This window comes from Citrobacter sp. wls714 (assembly GCF_005281025.1).
GTDB classification, from domain to species: Bacteria; Pseudomonadota; Gammaproteobacteria; order Enterobacterales; family Enterobacteriaceae; genus Citrobacter; species Citrobacter werkmanii.
Genome location: NZ_SZWZ01000031.1, coordinates 286,082 through 306,491, shown reverse-complemented (window position 1 = coordinate 306,491; position 20,410 = coordinate 286,082). Strand labels below are relative to the sequence as shown.

Below are 20,410 nucleotides of genomic sequence, written 5' to 3'. Positions count from 1 at the left end.
ATGACGGATAAAGCCTCGAACGTGAATGTCTCTCTGGAACAGGTTCTGGCTTCCCGGGAGCAACGAGCCCGTCGGCAGCAGGCGTGGCTGTTTCAGTCGGATCATACCGTGGTTTCCGTCACGCTGGTCTGGCCGGGCGAGGTGAAGGATACCGCGCTGGCCAGACGCGTGATGGCTGTCGCGAATCAGGCTCTCGGAGACCTGTTCCACACGCATCAGTGGAAGGTCTGTCGGCATCAGGTGTTACACCCGGTCACCGGGCCGGAAGCTCTCTGGTCGGTAGCGGCTCCCGCGTGGATGATAAAACACGTCACTGCACATCTGGAAGATAACCATCCTTTGGGACGTCTGTGGGATATCGACGTGTTTTGTCCGAAAAAGGGGCAGCTGAAAAGAAATGCCATCCAGCAGCCGATGCGTAGATGCTTTATCTGTCATGAACCTGCTCATGTTTGTTCCCGTTCGCGACGTCATTCGCAGGCCGAGCTAACGCGCGTGATCGAGGAGTTAACCGATGACTACTTCGCTTGCCAGATTTAACGAACCAGACGTGCAGCGCTCCTTTGCTGAGCTGGCTGTCGAGGCCCTGTACCGGGAAATTAATTTAACCCCGAAACCGGGTCTGGTGGATCGCGTAAACAGCGGGGCGCATAGCGATATGAATTTCGCACTGTTCATAACCAGTATCGCGGCGATTGCCCCCTGGCTGTCACTATTTTTCAACACAGGCAGAGAGAGTGCTTATCTTACTGGCCCACAAACGCTGCGGGCGCTAAGGCCGACTGGCCTGGCCTGTGAGCAGGCGATGTTTACCGCCACCGGCGGGGTGAACACCCATAAAGGGGGGATCTTCTCGTTAGGGTTGCTGTGTGCTGCGGCGGGGCGTCTTACCCAAAGGCATGAAGCGCTCACGCAACGTAGCCTGAGTCATGAGACCAGCCTTATCTGTACCGGCATTGTCGAGCAGGAATTGAAAAATAGCGGTATCGCAAAAACGAAGGGAGAGCAGCAGTTTCAGGCATACGGGTTCACAGGGGCAAGAGGGGAAGCCGCCAGTGGTTTCATCACTGTACGCCAGTCAGGTCTTCCGTATCTGCAGACCGCGTTACGTCAGGGAGAATCCGAAGAGGTGGCGTTACTGAAAATGTTACTGGGCCTGATGGCGGCAAATCCGGATACCAATCTGGTTTCTCGGGGAGGAACCGCAGGGCTGAATTACGCCAGACGCTACGCCAGACGATTATTAAAAATACAGCGTCTCACGGCGGATAAATTAGTGAAGGCGTTATTCAGAATGGATGCGGAATTTATCAAACGGAATTTAAGCCCTGGCGGTAGCGCAGATCTTATCGCCGTTGGATGGTTATTGTCGCAATTTCCCGCCGAATAAGCGCGAATAGCGTAACAGGAAAACGTCATGATTGAACAACGCCTGCAGCAACTCAGTAACGTTTATACCCTTATGCTGGTGCCGGGTCTGAGAGACAGCGATGAATATCACTGGCAAAGCTGCTGGGGGCGACGTTTTCCTTTCTGGAGGCGGATTCAGCAAAAAAACTGGCTAGAGCCTGATATTGAAAACTGGGTTTCCGCCATCAACCGCGAGCTGGCGCTTTCCCCGCTGCCTGCCATTCTCGTCGGTCATAGTTTTGGCGCGCTGGCGTCGTGCAGATTACTGCAAACGCGACGGGTAAACGTCGCCGGTGTCGTTATGGTCGCACCGGCGGAACCCGCGTTTTTCGGCCTTGAAGAGGCTATTCAGCCAGCGGCTTTACCCGTTCCCTGCCTGATGTTTGCCAGCAGAAATGATCCCCTGATGCCTTTTTCGCGCGCCCAGTTCTGGGCGGCTTGCTGGGAGGGGCATTTAATCGATATCGGGGAGGCGGGACATATTAATGCCGAGTCTGGCTTTGGCGAATGGCCGTACGGACTCGAACGCTTAACAGAATTTTGTGAACAACTTTAGTTTTAACAGGAGAACCTATGTTAGATGATTATAATCAGCACCTGCATGCGCGTGCTGAATCGGGTATTCCGGCGAAACCCTTAACAGCGCAACAAACTGATGCACTGATTCAGCGTTTAATCAATGATGCACCCGCACATCATCCGGAATTAATTCATTTATTGACCCATAGCGTACCACCGGGTGTCGATCCTGCGGCAAAGTTAAAAGCCGAGTTTTTATTTAAGGTGGCGATGCAGGAATACCGTGTTGACGGGCTTACTCCCGAAGCAGCAACGGCGCTGCTGGGCTCCATGCAGGGCGGCTATAACGTCCAGCCACTGATCGATCTTCTTGAACATCCCGATCTGGCACCGCTGGCCGCGCAGCAGCTTTCTTCTACGATCCTGATCTTCGAAAAATTCAGCCTGGTTGAGGCCAAAGCACTGAGCGGTAACGTCCAGGCACAAGAGGTACTGCAGTCCTGGGCTGATGCCGAATGGTTTACCCGCCGTCCGGCCATGGCTGAAAAAATCACCCTGAAGGTGTTTAAGGTTTCCGGTGAGACCAATACCGACGATTTGTCTCCTGCGCCGGAGGCGTGGTCACGCCCGGATATTCCGCTGCACGCGCTCTCCATGCTCAGTAACGTTAGGGAAGGGGTTGCACCTGATGAACCCGGCGTGCGTGGTCCTGTCCGTCAGTTGGCAGCACTAAAAGAGGGCGGTTGGCCGCTGGTGTACGTGGGTGACGTCGTGGGGACCGGATCATCACGTAAATCCGCTACCAACTCCATCCTGTGGCACATCGGGAACGATATTCCGTACGTGCCGAATAAACGTAACGGCGGGTTTGTGTTTGGCGGCAAGATTGCCCCTATTTTCTTTAACACCCTGGAAGATTCCGGTGCCCTGCCGATAGAGATGGATGTTTCTGCGCTGACGACCGGGATGCTGATCGATCTTTACCCCTACAAGGGCGAAATTCGTGAAACAGAAAGCCAGCGGCTGGTGACAACCTTTACCCTGAAAACCGAGGTGCTGCTGGACGAAGTGCGCGCCGGTGGGCGCATCCCACTCATTATCGGACGCAGCCTGACGGCGAAAGCGCGTGAATCGCTGAAGCTGGCGCCTTCCGAGGTATTCCGCAAGCCCGCGTTAGTTGCGCCTTCCGCGAAAGGTTTTACGCTTGCACAAAAAATGGTGGGTAAAGCCTGCGGCGTCGCGGGGATCCGACCTGGACAGTATTGCGAGCCGAAGATCGCGACCGTGGGTTCTCAGGACACTACCGGTGGGATGACGCGTGACGAGCTAACCGACCTGGCGTGTCTCACGTTTTCAGCCGATCTGGTGATGCAGTCGTTCTGCCACACCTCTGCATATCCTAAGCCTGTAGATGTTCTACTCCATGAAACCCTGCCGCAGTTTATCACCAGCCGTAACGGGGTTGCGCTGAAACCGGGCGACGGCATTATCCACTCATGGCTTAACCGCATGCTGCTGCCGGACACGGTTGGTACAGGCGCTGACTCCCATACTCGCTTCCCGCTGGGGATCTCCTTCCCTGGTGGTTCCGGGCTGGTGGCGTTCGCTGCCGCGACGGGCATTATGCCGCTGGATATGCCTGAATCTGTACTGGTGCGCTTTAAGGGCGAGATGCAGAAAGGGATCACCCTGCGCGATCTGGTGCATGCCATTCCGCTGTATGCCAAAAAGCAGGGGCTGTTAACGGTCGAGAAAAAGAATAAGCGCAATATTTTCTCGGGCCGGATCCTCGAAATTGAAGGGCTGGAAATGTTGAGTGCAGAGCAGGCGTTTGAACTGGCTGATGCCTCTGCCGAGCGCTCCGCTGCGGCCTGCGTTATGCGTCTGGCGGAAGACAATGTCGCGCAATATTTGCGCTCCAATGCGGCCCTGCTGCGCTGGATGGTTAAGCAGGGTTATGAGAACGCCGCCACGCTTGAACGCCGTATTGCTGAGATGGAGGCATGGCTGGCTAGCCCGTCGCTGCTTTCTGCCGATCCTGACGCGGAATATGCTGCTGTCATTGATATTGATCTTAATGAAATCACCGAACCGGTAGTCTGTGCCCCGAACGATCCGGACGATGCCCGGTTACTTACTGAGGTTGCCAGCACGCCCATTGAAGAGGTCTTCATTGGTTCCTGCATGACAAACATTGGTCATTTCCGCGCTGCGGGTAAAATCATGGCCGGTGGCCGCGAAAACCAGGCGCGCTTGTGGCTGGCGCCGCCGACTAAAATGGATGCCCAACAGCTCTCCCGTGAAGGCTATTTTAGTCAGTTTATTAAATCAGGGGCGAGAATCGAGCCAGCGGGCTGTTCCCTGTGCATGGGGAACCAGGCGAGGGTGCGCGAAGGGAGTAACGTGGTATCGACCTCTACGCGAAATTTCCCGAATCGTCTGGGAACGAATGCTAAAGTATTTCTTGCCTCCGCAGAATTAAGCACCGTCGCGGCCATGTTGGGTAAAATGCCCACCGTTGAAGAATATTTTAGCTATACCGATAAGCTTCATGACGCACATGAGGATATCTATCGCTATCTCAGTTTTGATATTTTAAGTGAATATCAAATCACGGAAAACGATAATATCAAAATTGTGAATCTGTAATATTTATTATTTGTTTGATAAATGTATTTAGTGTGCGGAGGCTCCTCCCCGGAGCGGCCTCTGTTATTCAGGGACCCTTTTCTCATGGGTGAGATATGCTTAAATCGAATATTTTAAAAACAATATTGCTTGCCGTGATAATATTATTGTCAATATTTATCCCTCCGCCTGATGGATTAACCAAAGAGGCGTGGATACTGGCAGGAATATATTTATCCGCTATCGTTGGGCTGGTTATTAAACCCTATCCTGAACCCGTCATTATGCTGGTTGCGGTTGCGTTAACCTGTTTTACCGTGACAAAATTCCCGGATTCACCCGTCAAATCACTGGATGTGCTGAGCGGGTACGCGTCAGGCACCACCTGGCTGGTGTTTAGCGCCTTTACACTGAGTGCGGCATTTGTCACTACCGGCCTCGGGAAACGGCTTGCATACTGGTTTATCCTTAAATTTGGCAGTACGACGCTGAGACTGGGGTATGTTACCGCCTTGCTGGATTTGGTGTTGGCACCTGCGACGCCCTCAAATACCGCGCGGGCAGGTGGGGTGGTTTTCCCTATTATTAACAGTATCGCGACAGTATTGGGCTCAACGCCAAAAGAGTCACCCAGCAAAGCTGGCCGTTATTTAATGGTCAACGTCTATATGGTCACGAAAACGACCAGCTATATGTTTTTAACGGGCTTTGCCGGTAACGCGTTAGCGCTACAGCTCATTTCAGATATTTTCCATATTCGTATTAGCTGGATCGGCTGGATGCTGGCGGCAGCACCGTTGGGGTTATTGATGCTATGTATCATTCCCTATATCTGCTACCGGGTTGCTTCCCCGGAAATTAAAAAAATTGATAATGTCGCTATTGCGACCAACGGACTTCAAAGTCTTGGGGCAATGAGCCTCAAAGAGAAAGGGCTGGTGGTCATTTTTGTCGCTGCATTATTGGGTTGGATCTTCTCACGTAAACTCGGACTCAATGAATCTGCGGTCGCCATTATCGCAATGGGTGCGGCACTGCTGTTTAATATTATTGGCTGGAGTGATGTCCAGAAAAATAAAGGCGGCTGGAATACCCTGATGTGGTACGGGGGCATCATTGGTCTGAGCGCCACCCTGAGCAAGGAGGGATTTTTCCGCTGGCTGGCCGATTTCATGTCAGCGCATCTGGATTTTCTCAGTGCCGGGAATATGACTATTGTGATTATTGTGTTTCTCAGCGTGCTGGTGCGCTATTTCTTTGCTTCCGGCGGGGCATACGTCGCAGCAATGGTGCCGGTCTTTGCCACCGTAGGTCTGGTTACCGGAACGGCACCTGTTTTGCTGGCGCTTGCCATCCTATTTTCCAACTCCTACGGTGGTTGCATCACTCACTATGGTGGCGCGGCGGGGCCGATTATCTTTGCCGCAGGGTATAATGACATTAAGTCGTGGTGGACAATCGGTACTATCGTGGCATTGAGCACGTTTGTGATTCACATGCTCGTCGGTATTCCCTGGTGGGGGTTCTTGATCCAGCACGGTATGCTGCAGTCTTAATCGCCCGGTGGCGGCTACGCCTGATCTTGCCTGAAATGGCTAAAACCGTAGGTCGGGTCAAGCGTAGCCGCCACCCGACCACATTACTATTGCGACGGGTTCGTAAACAATAAATTATGTGGCATGCTCTAAGTCCTTCGCCCACTTCAGATTTCCTTTTCCTGAAATCATCCCTTAGAAAGGTTAAATAGCGGCATCTATATCTGCTGGTAGTGTACTGTTCCCTTCCCCCAGAGTTCGTTGCAGCAAAACCGTATCCAGCCAGCGACCATGCTTGAAGCCAACGTCTTTCAGCGTGCCTATTTCTGTAAATCCGACCTGCTGATGGACTTTGAGCGACCCCTGATTATTGCTGTCGCCGACCATGGCAATTAACTGTCGATAGCCGTGCGTTTCGGCCCAGTCAATTACATGGCGCAGTAGCGCTTTTCCCGCTCCCTGACGCTGCGCCGCCGGGTCAATGTAAATTGAATCTTCGAGGGTATAGCGGTAGGCATAACGTTCGCGGTAGCGAGTGAGATAACAATATCCTATGACCCTGTCTTCCTGCAGAGCGACAATCCACGGCAACCCCAGACTATGAATTTTTTCCAGCCGAGCCAGCATTTCGTGGGTATCCGGTGGGTCAGTTTCAAAGCTGCCTGTACCGTGAATAACGTGGTGTGCATAGATATCGCGTATGGCGGGGATGTGTTTTTCTTCTGCATTAACGATTTTCATCGACCAACTCCTGGTGGCATCTTTTTTCAGATTACCTGAAAGTCTGAAAGGAAGGTAAGCGCAAAAAGTTATGCTTCAATCAGGAGCTCACAATGAAATTAAGCTTGTTAATAGTAAGGGTAAAAATAATTGTGGTTAATGCTGTCAATAGCAAGTCAGGGTGATAAATAGAGAAGCTGATAAATTTTCAGACCAATATGGCCGGATGAAAAAATACTATCATTCAATTGTGAATTAATAAACCACTTTGATTTCATGGTATTATCACTGTGCCTAATGTTTATCGTGGCTGTACCTTTAATTTGACTTCATCAATGCTGCCTGTAAATTAAAATTACGTTGTCGAGTTTGTCTTATTATTTTTATAGTGATAAGAGTGGTTGCTATCAGAACTTTCTCTATTCATACCAAATAGTTACTGTGCAAACAGTTACGGAGTGTAGCTATGTTACCCAACAATAGTTTGCATCGTCACATGGCTTCGTCACGGAAAATTAATCTAAATCCAGAATGCAATCCCAAGAGTATTAGGATAATTTAGTTTAAAATACTTTTTTTGCCTAAGCATTATCTTATTACATAGCCATGAACTACGTTGAGTGATAAAATTCTCGAGTTTATGCCTCCTTTCCAAGGATTAGAGGGCGAGGCAAAGGTAGTCAATAAGACGAAAGAATTAATTGCTTCATAACCCTATTACGAAATAAGCGGCAGTGCGTCTTACATGGTCGGCAACCGTCAGGGATTGACTGTAACTTATTGAAAACGCTTATTTTTACTCTGATGTAAGATATAAGGGCAGATATGTTAAGTATGCGTCGACATGCCAACTTCATTAAACGTTTTAAGTCTGTAAGCTGTTTATTTACGGTAAGCATTCTTTTCCCGATGCCAATCTCTGCGGCGGTATCAGATTATGATGCTTTAGTTATTGAAGCACGGGGAGGTAATAGTGCACCGCTATTACGTTTCCTTGAGGATCAGGGAAAGAAAAGTGCACTAACGCCCAATCAGGTTGCCGACTGGCTGCAAGTTTCCAGTTGGGTCGATAACAACGATAAAACCACAATTGAAATCTGGCAGCAGTATCGTGGACAGATGAATATACCTGCCCGGGGAAAAGTCGCTGCTGCACGAGCGTATCGCAATCAGAAGAATTGGAATGATTCTTTAGCCGTCTGGGAAAGTGTTTTACAGGAAGAGCCTGATAACGTTGATGTTCGTACCGGCTGGATAATGACGTTGGCGGATGCTCGCTACAATCAGCAAGCCCTTACTGAAGCGAATAAATGGGCGCAGGCACATCCCGGGGCTGATTCTGATGCGCTACTTGCCTATGTCTACCATTCGCAGGGAAAAAACTGGGATGCATTGTTAGTCGCCAGCCAGGCGGATGACGTCGATCCGGGCAACAAAAATGCAAAATCCACATTGCTGTCTGCGCTGTCAGCAAACCGCGTTTCCGGGCCCGCCTTAAATATGGCAGAGGTGGTACCAACGGCAGACCCGGTGAAGCGTCGCCTTGAGCTTGATGCCGCAGCAGAAATGGTACGTTCCTCCTATACGTCCGCACGTAATGAAGAAGAACGGTTTATCGTGGCCGATAAAGCGCTGGCCCGTTATGACCAGTTGCTGGCTGCCTGGAAGGATGAACCGTCCGCGCAGAATGATGTCCGTCGGGCCAGAATTGACCGCATGGGCGCCTTGTTGGTGCGTAAGCGTACTGCCGAAGTTATTCAGGAATATGATTCGCTGTCCGCAAGTGGTGAAGTGCCAAACTATGCTAAACGCTGGGTGGCATCAGCATGGTTGAGCGAACGCCAGCCGGAAAAAACCGAAGCGATGCTAACGAGCATCTATTATCCGAACGGACCGATTCCGGTTACGCCGCTCGGTCCTGAGGATCAACAGGATCTGTTCTACGCGCATATCGATAATGAAAACTTTGATGCGGCGAAAAAGCAGGTCGATGCGTTAATCAAAGACAGCCCGTACCTGCGACGCATCTATGGTTCGCCAACGCCGCAGCCTAACGATAACTGGCTGCTCGGACAGTCGCTGCTGACGCAATATCATATCGCAGCCAATGAACTGCCGGAGGCAGAAAAACTCGCTGAGCATCTGGCACGCACAGGCTCAGGTAACCAAGGGCTGCGCATATCCTATGCTTCTGTTCTTGAAGCTCGTGGACTGCCGCATGCGGCGGAGAAAGAGCTGAAGCTGGCGGAAGTGATTGAACCCAGTAACCTGGAACTGGAGCGTCAGCAGGCTTATGTGGCGCTGGATCTCCAGGAGTGGAAGCAGGCCGATGAACTGACGGATGACGTTATTGCTCGCAGCCCGGATGATGAAGCGACGCTGCGCCTCGCGCGTATTCGTGATGTGCATAAAATGTCGGAAGTACGTATTAGCGGCACGCAGGGGATCTCGTCCGATAGTCCGGTCAGCGGTAAGAATGATTTCAACATCAACACGGCGATTTACAGCCCGCCAATTGACGACAACTGGCGACTGTTTACCGGATTCAACTTCGCTACCGGTGAATTTGAGGAAGGGAAGGGCATCAGCCGCGATCTGGCGGCGGGTGCAGAATGGACTTCCCGTGATTACTGGGCCGAAATGGAAGTGTCTGGCCGAAATTATGGTGATGGTCAGAAGATTGGTGGGCGTCTATCCGGCTGGCATGACTTCAATGACAACTGGCGCGTTGGCGGTTCGGCCGAGCGTCTTTCGCGCAACACGCCACTGCGCGCGCTGCGTAGCGGCGTGTATGCCAACGGCGGCGATATGTTTGTCCGCTGGTATCAAAACGAACGACGTGAATATCAACTGTCGTTTGCCGCATCACATTTCTCGGACGGTAACGATCGCATCGAATATGGGCTGAGCGGAAAAGAGCGCATGTGGACTACACCGCGCTTCACGCTGGACTTTACGCCGGGCATTGGCGGGAGCACCAACACCAAAGAAAATGTGCCGTATTACAACCCGAAGAGTGATTTTTCGGTTGTCCCTGGCCTGAGCGCGGAGCAGGTTCTTTACCGCCACTATGACACAGTCTGGACGCAGCAAGGTCTGGCTGGCGTAGGTGGCTACTGGCAGCAAGGTGAAGACGCAGGCGCTATCGTCCAGGTGGGGTACGGACAACGGCTGAAATGGAACAACGTCGTAGATGGCGGGGTGATGCTGGTTTGGGATAAACGCCCCTACGACGGTAAACGTGAGCGGAATATCTCCCTCGCTTTCGATTTAAATGTCAGGTTTTAAGGATTGTTCATGCTGAAAAGATGCCTGTGGCTTAGCGCATTAATCGCTGGCTGGTTGATGATTACCGCGTGCAGTAGCGCGCACAATACAACGCCTCGCTATGTTCCTCCCGCAGAGAGAACGCCGTTGACGGCAGATCATCCATGGCCGAAAAACAGCTTCCTGGTGCTCGGCTACCATGATGTTGAGGATGGCGCAGCCGACCAGCGCTACCTCTCCGTACGCACCAGCGCGTTGAGCGACCAGATGGCCTGGCTGCGTGATAATGGCTATAACCCGATCAGCGTGCAGCAAATTCTGGACGCCCATGACGGTAAAATTGTGTTGCCGGAAAAAGCGGTCTTACTCACCTTTGACGACGGATACAGCAGTTTTTATACCCGCGTCTGGCCGCTGCTGAAAGCCTACAACTGGCCTGCGCTCTGGGCGCCAGTGGGCAGTTGGGTTGATTCTCCAGCCAATAAAAAAGTCGATTTTGGCGGCTTGATGACGGCGCGAGATAAATTTGCCACCTGGAAGATGGTTGAGGAAATGGGCAAATCGCCGTTGGTGGAAGTGGGCGCGCACACCTGGAACTCGCATTTCGGTGCTGAGGCGAACCCGCAGGGAAGTAAAGAACCTGCGGTGGCGAACCGCCTTTTCGATAAGAAAACCGGGACTTACGAAACCGACGAACAGTACAATCGTCGCATTAATACTGATATCTCGCTGATCACCAATAAGATTAAATCAGTAACCGGGAAATCGCCGCGCGCGTGGGTATGGCCTTACGGTGCGGCTAACGGCACCACCTTAAACCTGGCCAAAGAGCATGGCTATAAGATGGCCTTTACGCTCAACGAAGGGCTGGCGAACGCCGCGTTTCTGGATGATATCCCGCGCGTACTGATCTCTGATAATCCGTCCCTCAAGCGCTTTGCCAGCCAGGTCGCTCAGGTACGTGAACCGCAAACGATGCGCGTCATGCACGTCGATCTGGATTACGTGTATGACAAAGATCCTGCCCAGCAGAAGCGAAACATCGACAAGCTGATCCAGCGCGTTTATGACATGCGCATTTCTCATGTCTTCCTGCAGGCGTACGCCGATCCTAAAGGCGACGGGAATATTCGCGAACTCTATTTCCCTAACCGTTGGCTGCCGATGCGTGCCGATCTGTTTAACTATATCTCCTGGCAGTTACAAACGCGGGCCGGGGTGACGGTGTATGCCTGGATGCCGGTACTGGCTTTCGACCTCGACGCGTCCATTCCACGCGTGACGGCATGGGATCCGAAAACAGGACGCACTGCGATCAACCGCGAGAATTATTTGCGTCTGTCTCCCTGGGACAGCGAAGCGCGTAAACGCATTACTGAAATCTATGAAGATCTGGCAAAGCACGCCAGTTTCAAAGGGATTTTGTTCCACGACGATGCTTTCCTGACGGACTTTGAAGATGCGTCACCGGAGGCGTTAGCCGCCTACCGCGCCGCAGGTCTTCCGGGAAGTATTGAGCAAATCCGTAGCAACCCTCAGACCTTCGAGCGCTGGACGCGCCTGAAAAGTAAGATGTTGATCGACTTTACTAAGCAGCTGACGCAATCGGTACGCAATATTCGCGGTCCACAGGTAAAAAACGCGCGTAATATTTACGCCTTACCAGTGCTGGAGCCTGAAAGTGAAGCCTGGTTTGCACAAAACCTGAATGATTTCCTCAATACCTATGACTGGACGGCGCCGATGGCGATGCCATTCATGGAACAGATCCCGGCCAATGATGCCAACGCCTGGCTCGACAGATTAGTGAATGCCGTTGCACAAACGCCCGGCGCGCTGGACAAAACCGTGTTTGAACTGCAGGCACGAGACTGGCGCAAATCCGGGGACGAAGCAGAAATCAGTGGAAAACAAATAGCTGAATGGATGCGCCAGCTGAAACTTAGTGGTGCAGGTAACTACGGCTATTATCCGGATGATTTCATCAGCGACAAACCTGAGATGTCAGAGATTCGCTCGACGTTCTCCTCATACTGGTACCCGCAAAAATGACCGATCGCATTATTGCTTTCCTGATACTTTGCCTGATGTTCAGCCTGCCGTTTGGCGTGGCTGTCATCTTTACAGGTGAAGTCATGTTGAACTTCGTCTTCTTCTGGCCTTTATTCATGTCTGCATTATGGATAAGCGGCGGGGTCTATTTCTGGTTTTATCGTGAGCGTCACTGGAAATGGGGAGACGATACACCGCCACCGACGCTGGAGGGAAATCCGCTGGTTTCCATTCTGATCCCCTGTTTTAACGAAGGGATTAACGCGCGTGAAACCATTGAGGCTGCACTGGCACAGCGATATAAGAATATCGAAGTGATTGCCATCAACGATGGTTCGACGGATGACACGCACGACGTACTGGAACAACTGGCAGTGGAATACCCCAGCCTGCGGGTGATTCATCTGGCTGAAAACCAGGGTAAAGCACTGGCGCTCAAGACCGGTGCGGCCGCAGCGCGCAGTGATTACCTGGTGTGCATTGATGGCGATGCGTTACTGGATCGCGATGCCGTGGCGTATCTGGTGGCGCCTCTGATCCAGTTCCCGCGCGTTGGTGCGGTGACGGGGAACCCGCGTATTCGAACCCGCTCTACGTTAATCGGTCGTGTGCAGGTCGGTGAATTCTCTTCCATTATCGGCTTGATTAAGCGCACTCAGCGAGTCTATGGGCAGATCTTTACCGTTTCCGGCGTCGTTGCGGCGTTTCGTCGTCGCGCACTGGCCGAGGTCGGCTACTGGAGCCCGGACATGATCACCGAAGATATCGATATCAGTTGGAAGCTGCAGTTGCGCCACTGGTCGGTATTCTTTGAGCCGCGCGCGCTGTGCTGGATCCTGATGCCTGAAACGTTAAAAGGGCTGTGGAAGCAGCGCCTGCGCTGGGCGCAAGGTGGGGCGGAGGTGTTTATCGTTAACATGCGTCGTCTGTGGTCGTGGGAGTTCCGCCGTATGTGGCCGCTGTTTTTCGAGTTCTGCTTTTCTACCGCCTGGTCGTTTGCCTATGCGATCAGTATCGTGCTGTTCCTGTTGGGACTGATGATTCCGATGCCGGACTCGTTGTATGTACAACATCTGTTCCCGCCAGCCTTTACCGGACTTATTCTCGGTGTGGTCTGCTTAATACAGTTTGCGGTGAGTCTGATGATTGAACGACGCTATGAAAAAGGCATTGGCGCCTCGTTGTTCTGGATTATCTGGTTCCCTGTGGTGTACTGGATGCTAAGCCTGTTCACTACGCTGGTGGCTTTCCCGAAAGTGATGCTTAAACGCAAACGCGGCAGGGCGCGCTGGGTGAGTCCTGACCGTGGAATTGGGAGGATCGAATCATGAGCCAGCCACTGATCTTTACGGAACGGCGTCTACTGCCGCGCATCATCGACGTGCTGTTGACGGTCATCGCCTGGGTTGGTTTTTTATACCTGATCTATAAAGGGCTGATCACGGCCCTGGCGCATTCACCGTATATGGGCGTGCGTCCCTTTTTCACCACGCTGGATACGGTCACGTTTTATATCCTTGTCGCGCTGGTCAACGGACTGGTGCTGATCGGCTGGGCGAAATACAACCAGTTTCGCTTTCGGGTGGAGCGTCGCAGCCGTAGACCAGGACTGGAACACCATGAGCTGGCAGAAAGTTTACGCATTACCCGTGAACTGGTTACGGAGTTGAACAAAGCGAGGGTGCTGACGGTCCATCATCATGAGAATGGCGAAATCAGTCATATCGATGTGGACAAGCACATCGCCGATAACCGCCTGCCGCCGCCGACGCCTGCAATGCTGGAATATTTGCCGCCGGAGCGGGAGCCATCGTTACAAAAAGGGACTGAGTGATATTTCTGCTACCCGCCACTTCCTTCAGACTCGCATCGGTCTATGATTAGACTCAGACAATAAAAAATGCGAGGCAATGTCGTGGAAAAGGAACTACTTGATGCAGGCTACCGGGCCTATACCGGCGAGAAGATTGACGTCTACTTCAATACGGCGATATGTCAGCATTCAGGAAACTGCGTGCGGGGAAGCGCGAAGCTTTTCAATCTGAAACGCAAACCCTGGATAATCCCCGATGAAGTGGATGTCGCGACGGTTATTAAGGTCATCGATACCTGCCCAAGCGGTGCGCTGAAATATCGCCAGAAATAAGTGAGGGAACCATGGAAATTCTTGCAGGCCACAACAAATTTTATGTCAACGATGCCGAAGGCAATCAGGTTGCCGAGATTGTCTTTGTGCCGACGGGCGAGCATCTGAGCATCATTGAACATACCGATGTTGACCCCAGTCTGAAAGGTCAGGGCGTCGGCAAACAACTAGTGGCGAAGGTAGTGGAGAAAATGCGCGCTGAAAACCGCAAAGTTATTCCGCTGTGCCCGTTTGCCAAACATGAATTTGATAAAACCCGCGAGTACGACGATATTCGCGCCTGAAGTCTGATTTTCGCCGGATAGACTTATCCGGCATATTAGTCCCGATGCAGCAAATCCTGATAAATGCCCGTCAGTACCCCTTGCGGGCCAAACTCTTTTTTAATCCACTGGGTTACTCGACCGGTTGCCGAATGCTGGGTCGCCAGCAGCATCCGTGAATCCTGACGTGGATTGTGGATCTGTCGCGTGACCAGCAGCGACTTTTCCATCGCTTCGCGCACCATATAGTCCGGTAAAAAACCGATGCCTTCGCCCAGAATTTGGCACTGACATTTGGTATTAAAATCGGGAACCAGAATCGACTCCTGACCGTGTAACAGCCACCCGACCTTTTTGTTAATGGTGTGGGCGGTGTCTTCCACCATAATGTTCGGATACAAACGCAGCTGGCTCTCAGAAATCGGTTCAGGCATGAAAGCCAAGGGATGATCCGGGGCAATGGCAAACGACCAGCGAATAGCGCCGATCTCGGTATAATCAATCCCGCCGCCGTCCAGTAACGTATCGGGCGCGCCAATGGCGATATTGGCAAGGTTGTTGATGATCGAATCCCAGACGCCGTTATACACCTCGGTGGTGACGGTTATCTGGCAGGTAGGGAACTGTTTCTTGAGTACCTGCAGCAGTCGTGCGGTATGCTGTGGGGTGTACAACAACTGGTTAATACAGATGCGCACCCGGGCTTCAATGCCCTGAGAGATGGTATCAATGCTGCGCTTAATCGCGTGGAAATCGTTGAGCAGGTCGGTGGCCTTGCGAAACAGGTAGCGACCAGATTCAGTCAACTCAATGCTACGGGTGCTACGCGTAAACAACACCACATCGAGCCCCATCTCCATGCGTTTAATGGTGTAGCTAATTGCTGATGTGGTTAAACCTAGCTCCTCCGCAGCTTTGCTGAAGCTGCTGTAGCGGGCAGCCATAGTAAATGCCAGCAGATTTTCCTCGGTAAAAATGGAATTCATCTTTTCTCCCTTCAGGCAACCAACACGCCCCGCCACATAATGATTGTTGAATGTATTTGTAATCCTTATACAGAGCAAACAGTTTTGAACAGAATTTAACACTAGTTTTACATTTGATTTGAAGGTAATCACACTTCTGCATATTAATTGCAGGCCGCTATCCGTGCAGCATACCGCCCGATTTGCCTGACTATTAATTAGTGGCAAAAAACGCCCCAGCCATAAGGGAAAGATTGCACTACAGCACGGTTTCCTCTCATTGTTAAATTTTATTCAATAATTGCCACGCTTACGATGAATGAAATTTAAGCGGATGTTATTCTCTACACTCTGTTGCTATTCTCAGCTTATCGGATATTTAAAAAGTCTAAAAAACTGCAGGAGAGCAATTATGTCAGAGAAAGAACTCATTACTGAATTTCTGCTGGCGGCAGAGCAAGGTAATGCCGATGGATTAAAATCCTGTCTGGCAAAAAATGTGGATATTAATGCCACGAACCGCCAGGGACGTACCGCTATTATTATTGCCAGCCTGAATAAGCATTATGACTGTGTTTCTTTATTGATTGCCGCCGGTGCCGATATTAATAAACAGGACCAAACCTGTTTTAATCCTTTCCTGATTAGCTGCCTGACTGACGATTTAACGCTGCTGCGTACCGTATTGCCAGCTAACCCCGACCTTAACTGCCTGAGTCGTTTTGGCGGCGTAGGCATTACGCCTGCCAGTGAAAAAGGTCATGTGGAGATTGTGCGCGAACTACTGCTGCGTACTGATATCAATGTCAACCATACCAACTTTGTTGGCTGGACGCCACTTCTGGAAGCCATTGTGCTTAATGACGGCGGCGCGAAACAGCAGGAGATCGTCAAGCTGCTGCTCGATCATGGCGCGAATCCGCATATGACGGATAAATATGGTAAAACCCCGCTGGAACTGGCGCGGGAGAAAGGTTATCACGAAATTGCCGAGCTGCTGATTGCTGCCGGAGCCTGACAGAGGAGCGCCGCTATCGCTACGCCATCACGGCGATGCGTACAGGCGCTAACCGCAGATAGCGCGTTTCTCGCTTTCCGGGGGACGGGGCAAGTTGAACAGGTTTTTTCCCGCGCGGTGAACCTGTTGATACCTGGCCAGCAGCGACTGTTGACGTTGCTGAGTGAAGGTTGTGATAACGCGCCTAATAGCTGTCGGCTGGCGCTGACGCATTGCGCGGACCTGTTTCTCCCCGGTGAGCAGGTCAGATTTACCGAGTCGGGGATAGCCGTTGGCAAAGATAAATGGATAGAGACCTCTGGTTGCCTGCCGTGGCGCATACCACAGTGGACGCCAGATGCAGTAACCCTCGCCGCAGTCCGCTGGCAGCGCTGGGAAGAGGTAATCCGCCAACAGTTAAGCAGCGACGACACATTATTTTTGTATCAGGGGGACAACCCGTTTTATCAGGAAATCACCCGTCAATTACTCAACCGCCGACAAACACTAATAGCGGCGCTATATACGGGAGTAAATATTTCTACAGCGGCCAGCCATTTAATTGGTCTGGGAATTGGCCTGACGCCATCATCCGATGATTATTTAGTGGGCTTAAGTGCCATTTTATTAATCCCAGGACATCCGCTGGAGAAATATCGTGGAGATTTTTTAGCGGCATTACAATGCACCGGAAATAATACGACGCTACTTAGCAAAATAACGCTCGAAGAAGCTTTGCATCAACGTTATCGGGAAAGCGTCGTGCGGCTGCTGCAGCATATTATTACTGAGCAACAACCCGTTTCTACGCAATATATTACTGACATTAAAAATATCGGCTCAAGTTCTGGCTGCGACATGCTGTATGGCATGGCGGACGCCTGCGCCCTGAGCCACAGGTCCGGAGGGAATTATGTCGATCAGGATAGTTGTTAAAAAGAACACGTATTTTGATTCCGTTTCACTGATGTCTATCTCCACACGTGCAAATAAGCTCGATGGCGTTGAGCAGGCATTCGTGGCGATGGCCACGGAAATGAACAAGGGTGTGCTGAAGAATCTCGGCCTGCTGACGCCTGAACTGGAAGAGGCAAAAAGTGGCGATCTGATGATTGTCATTAAAGGTGCCAGCGAGGCGGCGAACGACCAGACGCTGGTGGCAATTGAAGATCTGTTTACGCATAAAGAGCAGGGCGGCCAGCATGAAGCGCGCTATGCCACGGTTGCTAGTGCCAAGAAGCATGTGCCTGACAGTAACCTGGCGGTGATCTCGGTCAATGGTTTGTTTGCGGCGCGTGAAGCGCGTCAGGCGCTGCAAAATAACCTCAACGTGATGCTGTTCTCGGACAACGTTTCTCTTGAGGATGAACTGGCGCTAAAACAACTGGCGCACGAAAAAGGGCTGTTGATGATGGGGCCAGACTGCGGAACCGCCATTATTAACGGCGCGGCGCTGTGCTTTGGCAACGCGGTACGTCGCGGCAACATTGGGATTGTTGGTGCGTCCGGTACCGGTAGCCAGGAACTGAGCGTACGTATTCACGAGTTTGGCGGCGGGATTTCCCAACTGATTGGCACCGGTGGTCGCGATCTAAGTGAGAAGATTGGCGGCCTGATGATGCTTGATGCGATTGGCATGCTGGAAGCCGATCCGCAAACCGAAATCATTGCGCTTATCTCTAAACCACCTGCCCCAGCGGTGGCGCGCAAGGTGCTGGAACGTGCGCGCGCCTGCCAAAAGCCAGTCGTGGTGTGCTTCCTCGGACGCGAAGCCGCGCCTGCGGATGAAAAAGGTCTGCAGTTTGCACGCGGTACCAAAGAGGCGGCGCTGAAAGCGGTGCTGCTGACCGGCGTGAAAAAAGAGAGCCTGCATCTCCATCCGCTCAACTGGCCGCTGATTGAAGAGGTCCGCGCCCGCCTGACCCCGCAGCAAAAGTACATCCGTGGCTTATTCTGTGGCGGCACGTTGTGTGATGAGGCGATGTTTGCCGCCATGGAAAAACACGCGCAGGTTTACAGCAACATTCATCCGGATCCGGCGTTTCGCCTGAAAGATCTCAACCGCAGCGTGGCGCATACCTTCCTTGATTTCGGTGATGACGATTTTACCAACGGTAAACCACACCCGATGATCGATCCCACCAACCGTATCAGTCGTCTGTTGCAGGAGGCGCGCGATCCTGAAGTGGGCGTGATCGTGATGGACTTCGTGCTTGGATTTGGATCGCATGAAGATCCGGTCGGGGTGATGCTGGACGCGATCGTTGAAGCCAAAGCGATCGCCGCCGCAGAGGGGCGTCCACTGGAAATCCTCGGCTATGTGCTGGGAACCGATCTCGATACGCCATCGCTGGAAAAACAGTGCCAGATGCTGACCGACGCCGGGGTTATCTGGGCGAGCAGTAGTACCAACACCGGGTTGCTGGCGCGTGAATTTATCTGTAAAGGGGAGGAAGCCTGATGAGCCAGACACTGTTTAACCAGCCGCTGAACGTGATTAATGTCGGCATCGCGATGTTCAGCGATGACCTGAAAAAGCAAAACGTACCCGTGACTCAACTCGACTGGACGCCGCCGGGCCAGGGCAACATGCAGGTCGTGGCCGCGCTGGATGATATTGCTGATTCGCCGCTGGCGGACAAAATCGCGGCCGCTAACCAGCAGGCGTTGGAGCGCATCATCCAGTCGCATCCGGTGCTGATTGGCTATGACCAGGCGATCAACGTCGTACCGGGCATGACCCGTAACACCATCCTGCACGCCGGGCCGCCAATCCGCTGGGAAAAAATGTGCGGCGCAATGAAGGGCGCGGTAACCGGTGCGCTGGTGTTTGAAGGGCTGGCGAAAGATCTGGATGAAGCCGCCGAACTGGCCGCCTCGGGGGAAATCATCTTCTCTCCGTGCCACGAGCATGACTGTGTTGGCTCGATGGCGGGCGTGACGTCGGCGTCGATGTTTATGCACATCGTGGAGAACAAAACCTACGGCAACCGCGCATATACCAATATGAGCGAGCAGATGGCGAAGATCCTGCGTATGGGGGCGAACGATCAGAGCGTTATCGATCGCCTGAACTGGATGCGCGATGTGATGGGACCGATGCTGCGTGACGCCATGAAGCTGGCGGGTGAAATCGATCTGCGTCTGATGCTGGCGCAGGCGTTGCACATGGGCGATGAGTGCCATAACCGTAACAACGCCGGGACGGCGTTGCTGATTCAGGCGCTGACGCCGTGGATTATTCAGACCGGTTATCCGGTAGAGCAGCAGCGCGAGGTATTCGAGTTCGTCCTCAGCAGTGATTACTTCTCCGGGCCGACCTGGATGGCGATGTGTAAAGCCGCGATGGACGCCGCACACGGCATTGAATACAGCACCGTGGTCACGACGATGGCGCGTAACGGCGTCGAGTTCGGTCTGCGCGTCAGCGGGTTGCCGGGGCAATGGTTTACCGGTCCTGCGCAGCAGGTGATTGGCCCAATGTTCGCGGGCTATAAGCCGGAAGATTCCGGGCGTGATATCGGCGATAGCGCGATTACCGAAACCTATGGCATTGGCGGTTTTGCCATGGCGACGGCGCCTGCCATTGTGGCGCTGGTCGGCGGTACGGTCGAGGAGGCGGTCGATTTCTCTCGCCAGATGCGCGAAATCACCCTCGGTGAAAACCCCAACGTTACCATTCCGCTGCTCGGTTTTATGGGGGTACCGACCGCTATCGACATTACGCGCGTGGGCAGCACCGGCATTTTGCCAGTGATCAACACCGCCATTGCGCACAAAAATGCGGGGATCGGCATGATCGGCGCCGGAATCGTTCACCCGCCATTCGCCTGTTTTGAAAAGGCGATCCTCAACTGGCGTGACCGCTACTGCTAATAACAACAACCGGGGCTAACGGCGTTAGCCCC

The 20,410-nt window shown here is 52.4% G+C and carries 17 protein-coding genes; 15 read left to right on the top strand and 2 right to left on the bottom strand.

The window, feature by feature from the left end; translation table 11 throughout:
* From citX to FDX11_RS08295, 5 genes are all read left to right on the top strand, one after another.
* Positions 1-540, top strand: coding sequence for a citrate lyase holo-[acyl-carrier protein] synthase (gene citX, locus FDX11_RS08315; protein WP_079226030.1), 540 nt, complete (start codon positions 1-3; stop codon positions 538-540).
* Entirely contained in the window at positions 515-1,390 is an 876-nt protein-coding gene (citG, locus tag FDX11_RS08310; RefSeq protein WP_137397747.1) for a triphosphoribosyl-dephospho-CoA synthase CitG, read from the top strand. The genes citX and citG overlap by 26 nt, the downstream gene beginning before the upstream one ends.
* A gap of 27 nt (positions 1,391-1,417) precedes the next feature.
* Positions 1,418-1,966, top strand: coding sequence for an alpha/beta hydrolase (locus FDX11_RS08305; RefSeq protein WP_079226032.1), 549 nt, complete (start codon positions 1,418-1,420; stop codon positions 1,964-1,966).
* A gap of 17 nt (positions 1,967-1,983) precedes the next feature.
* The gene (gene acnB, locus FDX11_RS08300) at positions 1,984-4,578 is read left to right on the top strand and encodes a bifunctional aconitate hydratase 2/2-methylisocitrate dehydratase (RefSeq protein ID WP_137397746.1); all 2,595 of its coding nucleotides are present in this window, start codon (positions 1,984-1,986) and stop codon (positions 4,576-4,578) included.
* A gap of 95 nt (positions 4,579-4,673) precedes the next feature.
* Complete coding sequence (locus tag FDX11_RS08295; RefSeq protein ID WP_042310843.1) at positions 4,674-6,113, top strand: anion permease; 1,440 nt, start codon at positions 4,674-4,676, stop codon at positions 6,111-6,113.
* A gap of 183 nt (positions 6,114-6,296) precedes the next feature.
* Here FDX11_RS08295 and FDX11_RS08290 read toward each other — a convergent pair whose 3' ends face one another.
* Positions 6,297-6,833 carry a GNAT family N-acetyltransferase gene (locus tag FDX11_RS08290; RefSeq protein ID WP_042310841.1) on the bottom strand — a complete coding sequence of 179 codons (537 nt, stop codon included), beginning with the start codon at positions 6,831-6,833 and terminating at the stop codon, positions 6,297-6,299.
* Between the two features lie 804 nt (positions 6,834-7,637).
* On the opposite strand from FDX11_RS08290, the gene pgaA reads away from it, so the two are divergent.
* The 6 genes from pgaA (at position 7,638) to FDX11_RS08260 (ending at position 14,561) form a co-directional block, all read left to right on the top strand.
* On the top strand, positions 7,638-10,100 hold the full coding sequence (gene pgaA / locus FDX11_RS08285) for a poly-beta-1,6 N-acetyl-D-glucosamine export porin PgaA (RefSeq protein WP_042310839.1): 2,463 nt from the start codon (positions 7,638-7,640) through the stop codon (positions 10,098-10,100).
* Between the two features lie 9 nt (positions 10,101-10,109).
* Entirely contained in the window at positions 10,110-12,131 is a 2,022-nt protein-coding gene (gene pgaB / locus FDX11_RS08280) for a poly-beta-1,6-N-acetyl-D-glucosamine N-deacetylase PgaB (RefSeq protein WP_137397745.1), read from the top strand.
* On the top strand, positions 12,128-13,462 hold the full coding sequence (gene pgaC, locus FDX11_RS08275) for a poly-beta-1,6-N-acetyl-D-glucosamine synthase (RefSeq protein WP_061382400.1): 1,335 nt from the start codon (positions 12,128-12,130) through the stop codon (positions 13,460-13,462). Before pgaB ends, pgaC begins: the two co-directional genes overlap by 4 nt.
* Positions 13,459-13,965, top strand: coding sequence for a poly-beta-1,6-N-acetyl-D-glucosamine biosynthesis protein PgaD (pgaD, locus tag FDX11_RS08270; protein WP_042310833.1), 507 nt, complete (start codon positions 13,459-13,461; stop codon positions 13,963-13,965). Before pgaC ends, pgaD begins: the two co-directional genes overlap by 4 nt.
* An 81-nt stretch (positions 13,966-14,046) precedes the next feature.
* Complete coding sequence (gene yjdI, locus FDX11_RS08265; protein ID WP_032940569.1) at positions 14,047-14,277, top strand: 4Fe-4S mono-cluster protein YjdI; 231 nt, start codon at positions 14,047-14,049, stop codon at positions 14,275-14,277.
* 11 nt (positions 14,278-14,288) lie between these two features.
* Positions 14,289-14,561 (top strand): GNAT family N-acetyltransferase, encoded by a 273-nt coding sequence (locus tag FDX11_RS08260; protein ID WP_003033869.1) that lies wholly within the window; start codon positions 14,289-14,291, stop codon positions 14,559-14,561.
* Positions 14,562-14,596: 35 nt separating this feature from the next.
* On the opposite strand, the gene FDX11_RS08255 is transcribed toward FDX11_RS08260, so the two are convergent.
* A complete protein-coding gene (locus tag FDX11_RS08255; protein ID WP_079226036.1) occupies positions 14,597-15,526 on the bottom strand; it encodes a LysR substrate-binding domain-containing protein in 930 nt (309 codons plus the stop codon).
* 391 nt (positions 15,527-15,917) lie between these two features.
* Here FDX11_RS08255 and FDX11_RS08250 point away from each other — a divergent pair, with 391 nt between their 5' ends.
* The 4 genes from FDX11_RS08250 (at position 15,918) to FDX11_RS08235 (ending at position 20,378) form a co-directional block, all read left to right on the top strand.
* Positions 15,918-16,523, top strand: coding sequence for an ankyrin repeat domain-containing protein (locus FDX11_RS08250; protein WP_042310828.1), 606 nt, complete (start codon positions 15,918-15,920; stop codon positions 16,521-16,523).
* 126 nt (positions 16,524-16,649) lie between these two features.
* Positions 16,650-17,438: a DUF2877 domain-containing protein gene (locus FDX11_RS08245; RefSeq protein ID WP_137397769.1), complete on the top strand. Its 789-nt coding sequence runs from the start codon at positions 16,650-16,652 to the stop codon at positions 17,436-17,438.
* Positions 17,416-18,963, top strand: a complete 1,548-nt coding sequence (gene fdrA / locus FDX11_RS08240) for an acyl-CoA synthetase FdrA (RefSeq protein WP_137397744.1) — start codon at positions 17,416-17,418, stop codon at positions 18,961-18,963. Before FDX11_RS08245 ends, fdrA begins: the two co-directional genes overlap by 23 nt.
* Positions 18,963-20,378 (top strand): DUF1116 domain-containing protein, encoded by a 1,416-nt coding sequence (locus FDX11_RS08235; RefSeq protein WP_137397743.1) that lies wholly within the window; start codon positions 18,963-18,965, stop codon positions 20,376-20,378. Before fdrA ends, FDX11_RS08235 begins: the two co-directional genes overlap by 1 nt.
* Positions 20,379-20,410: the final 32 nt, after the last annotated feature.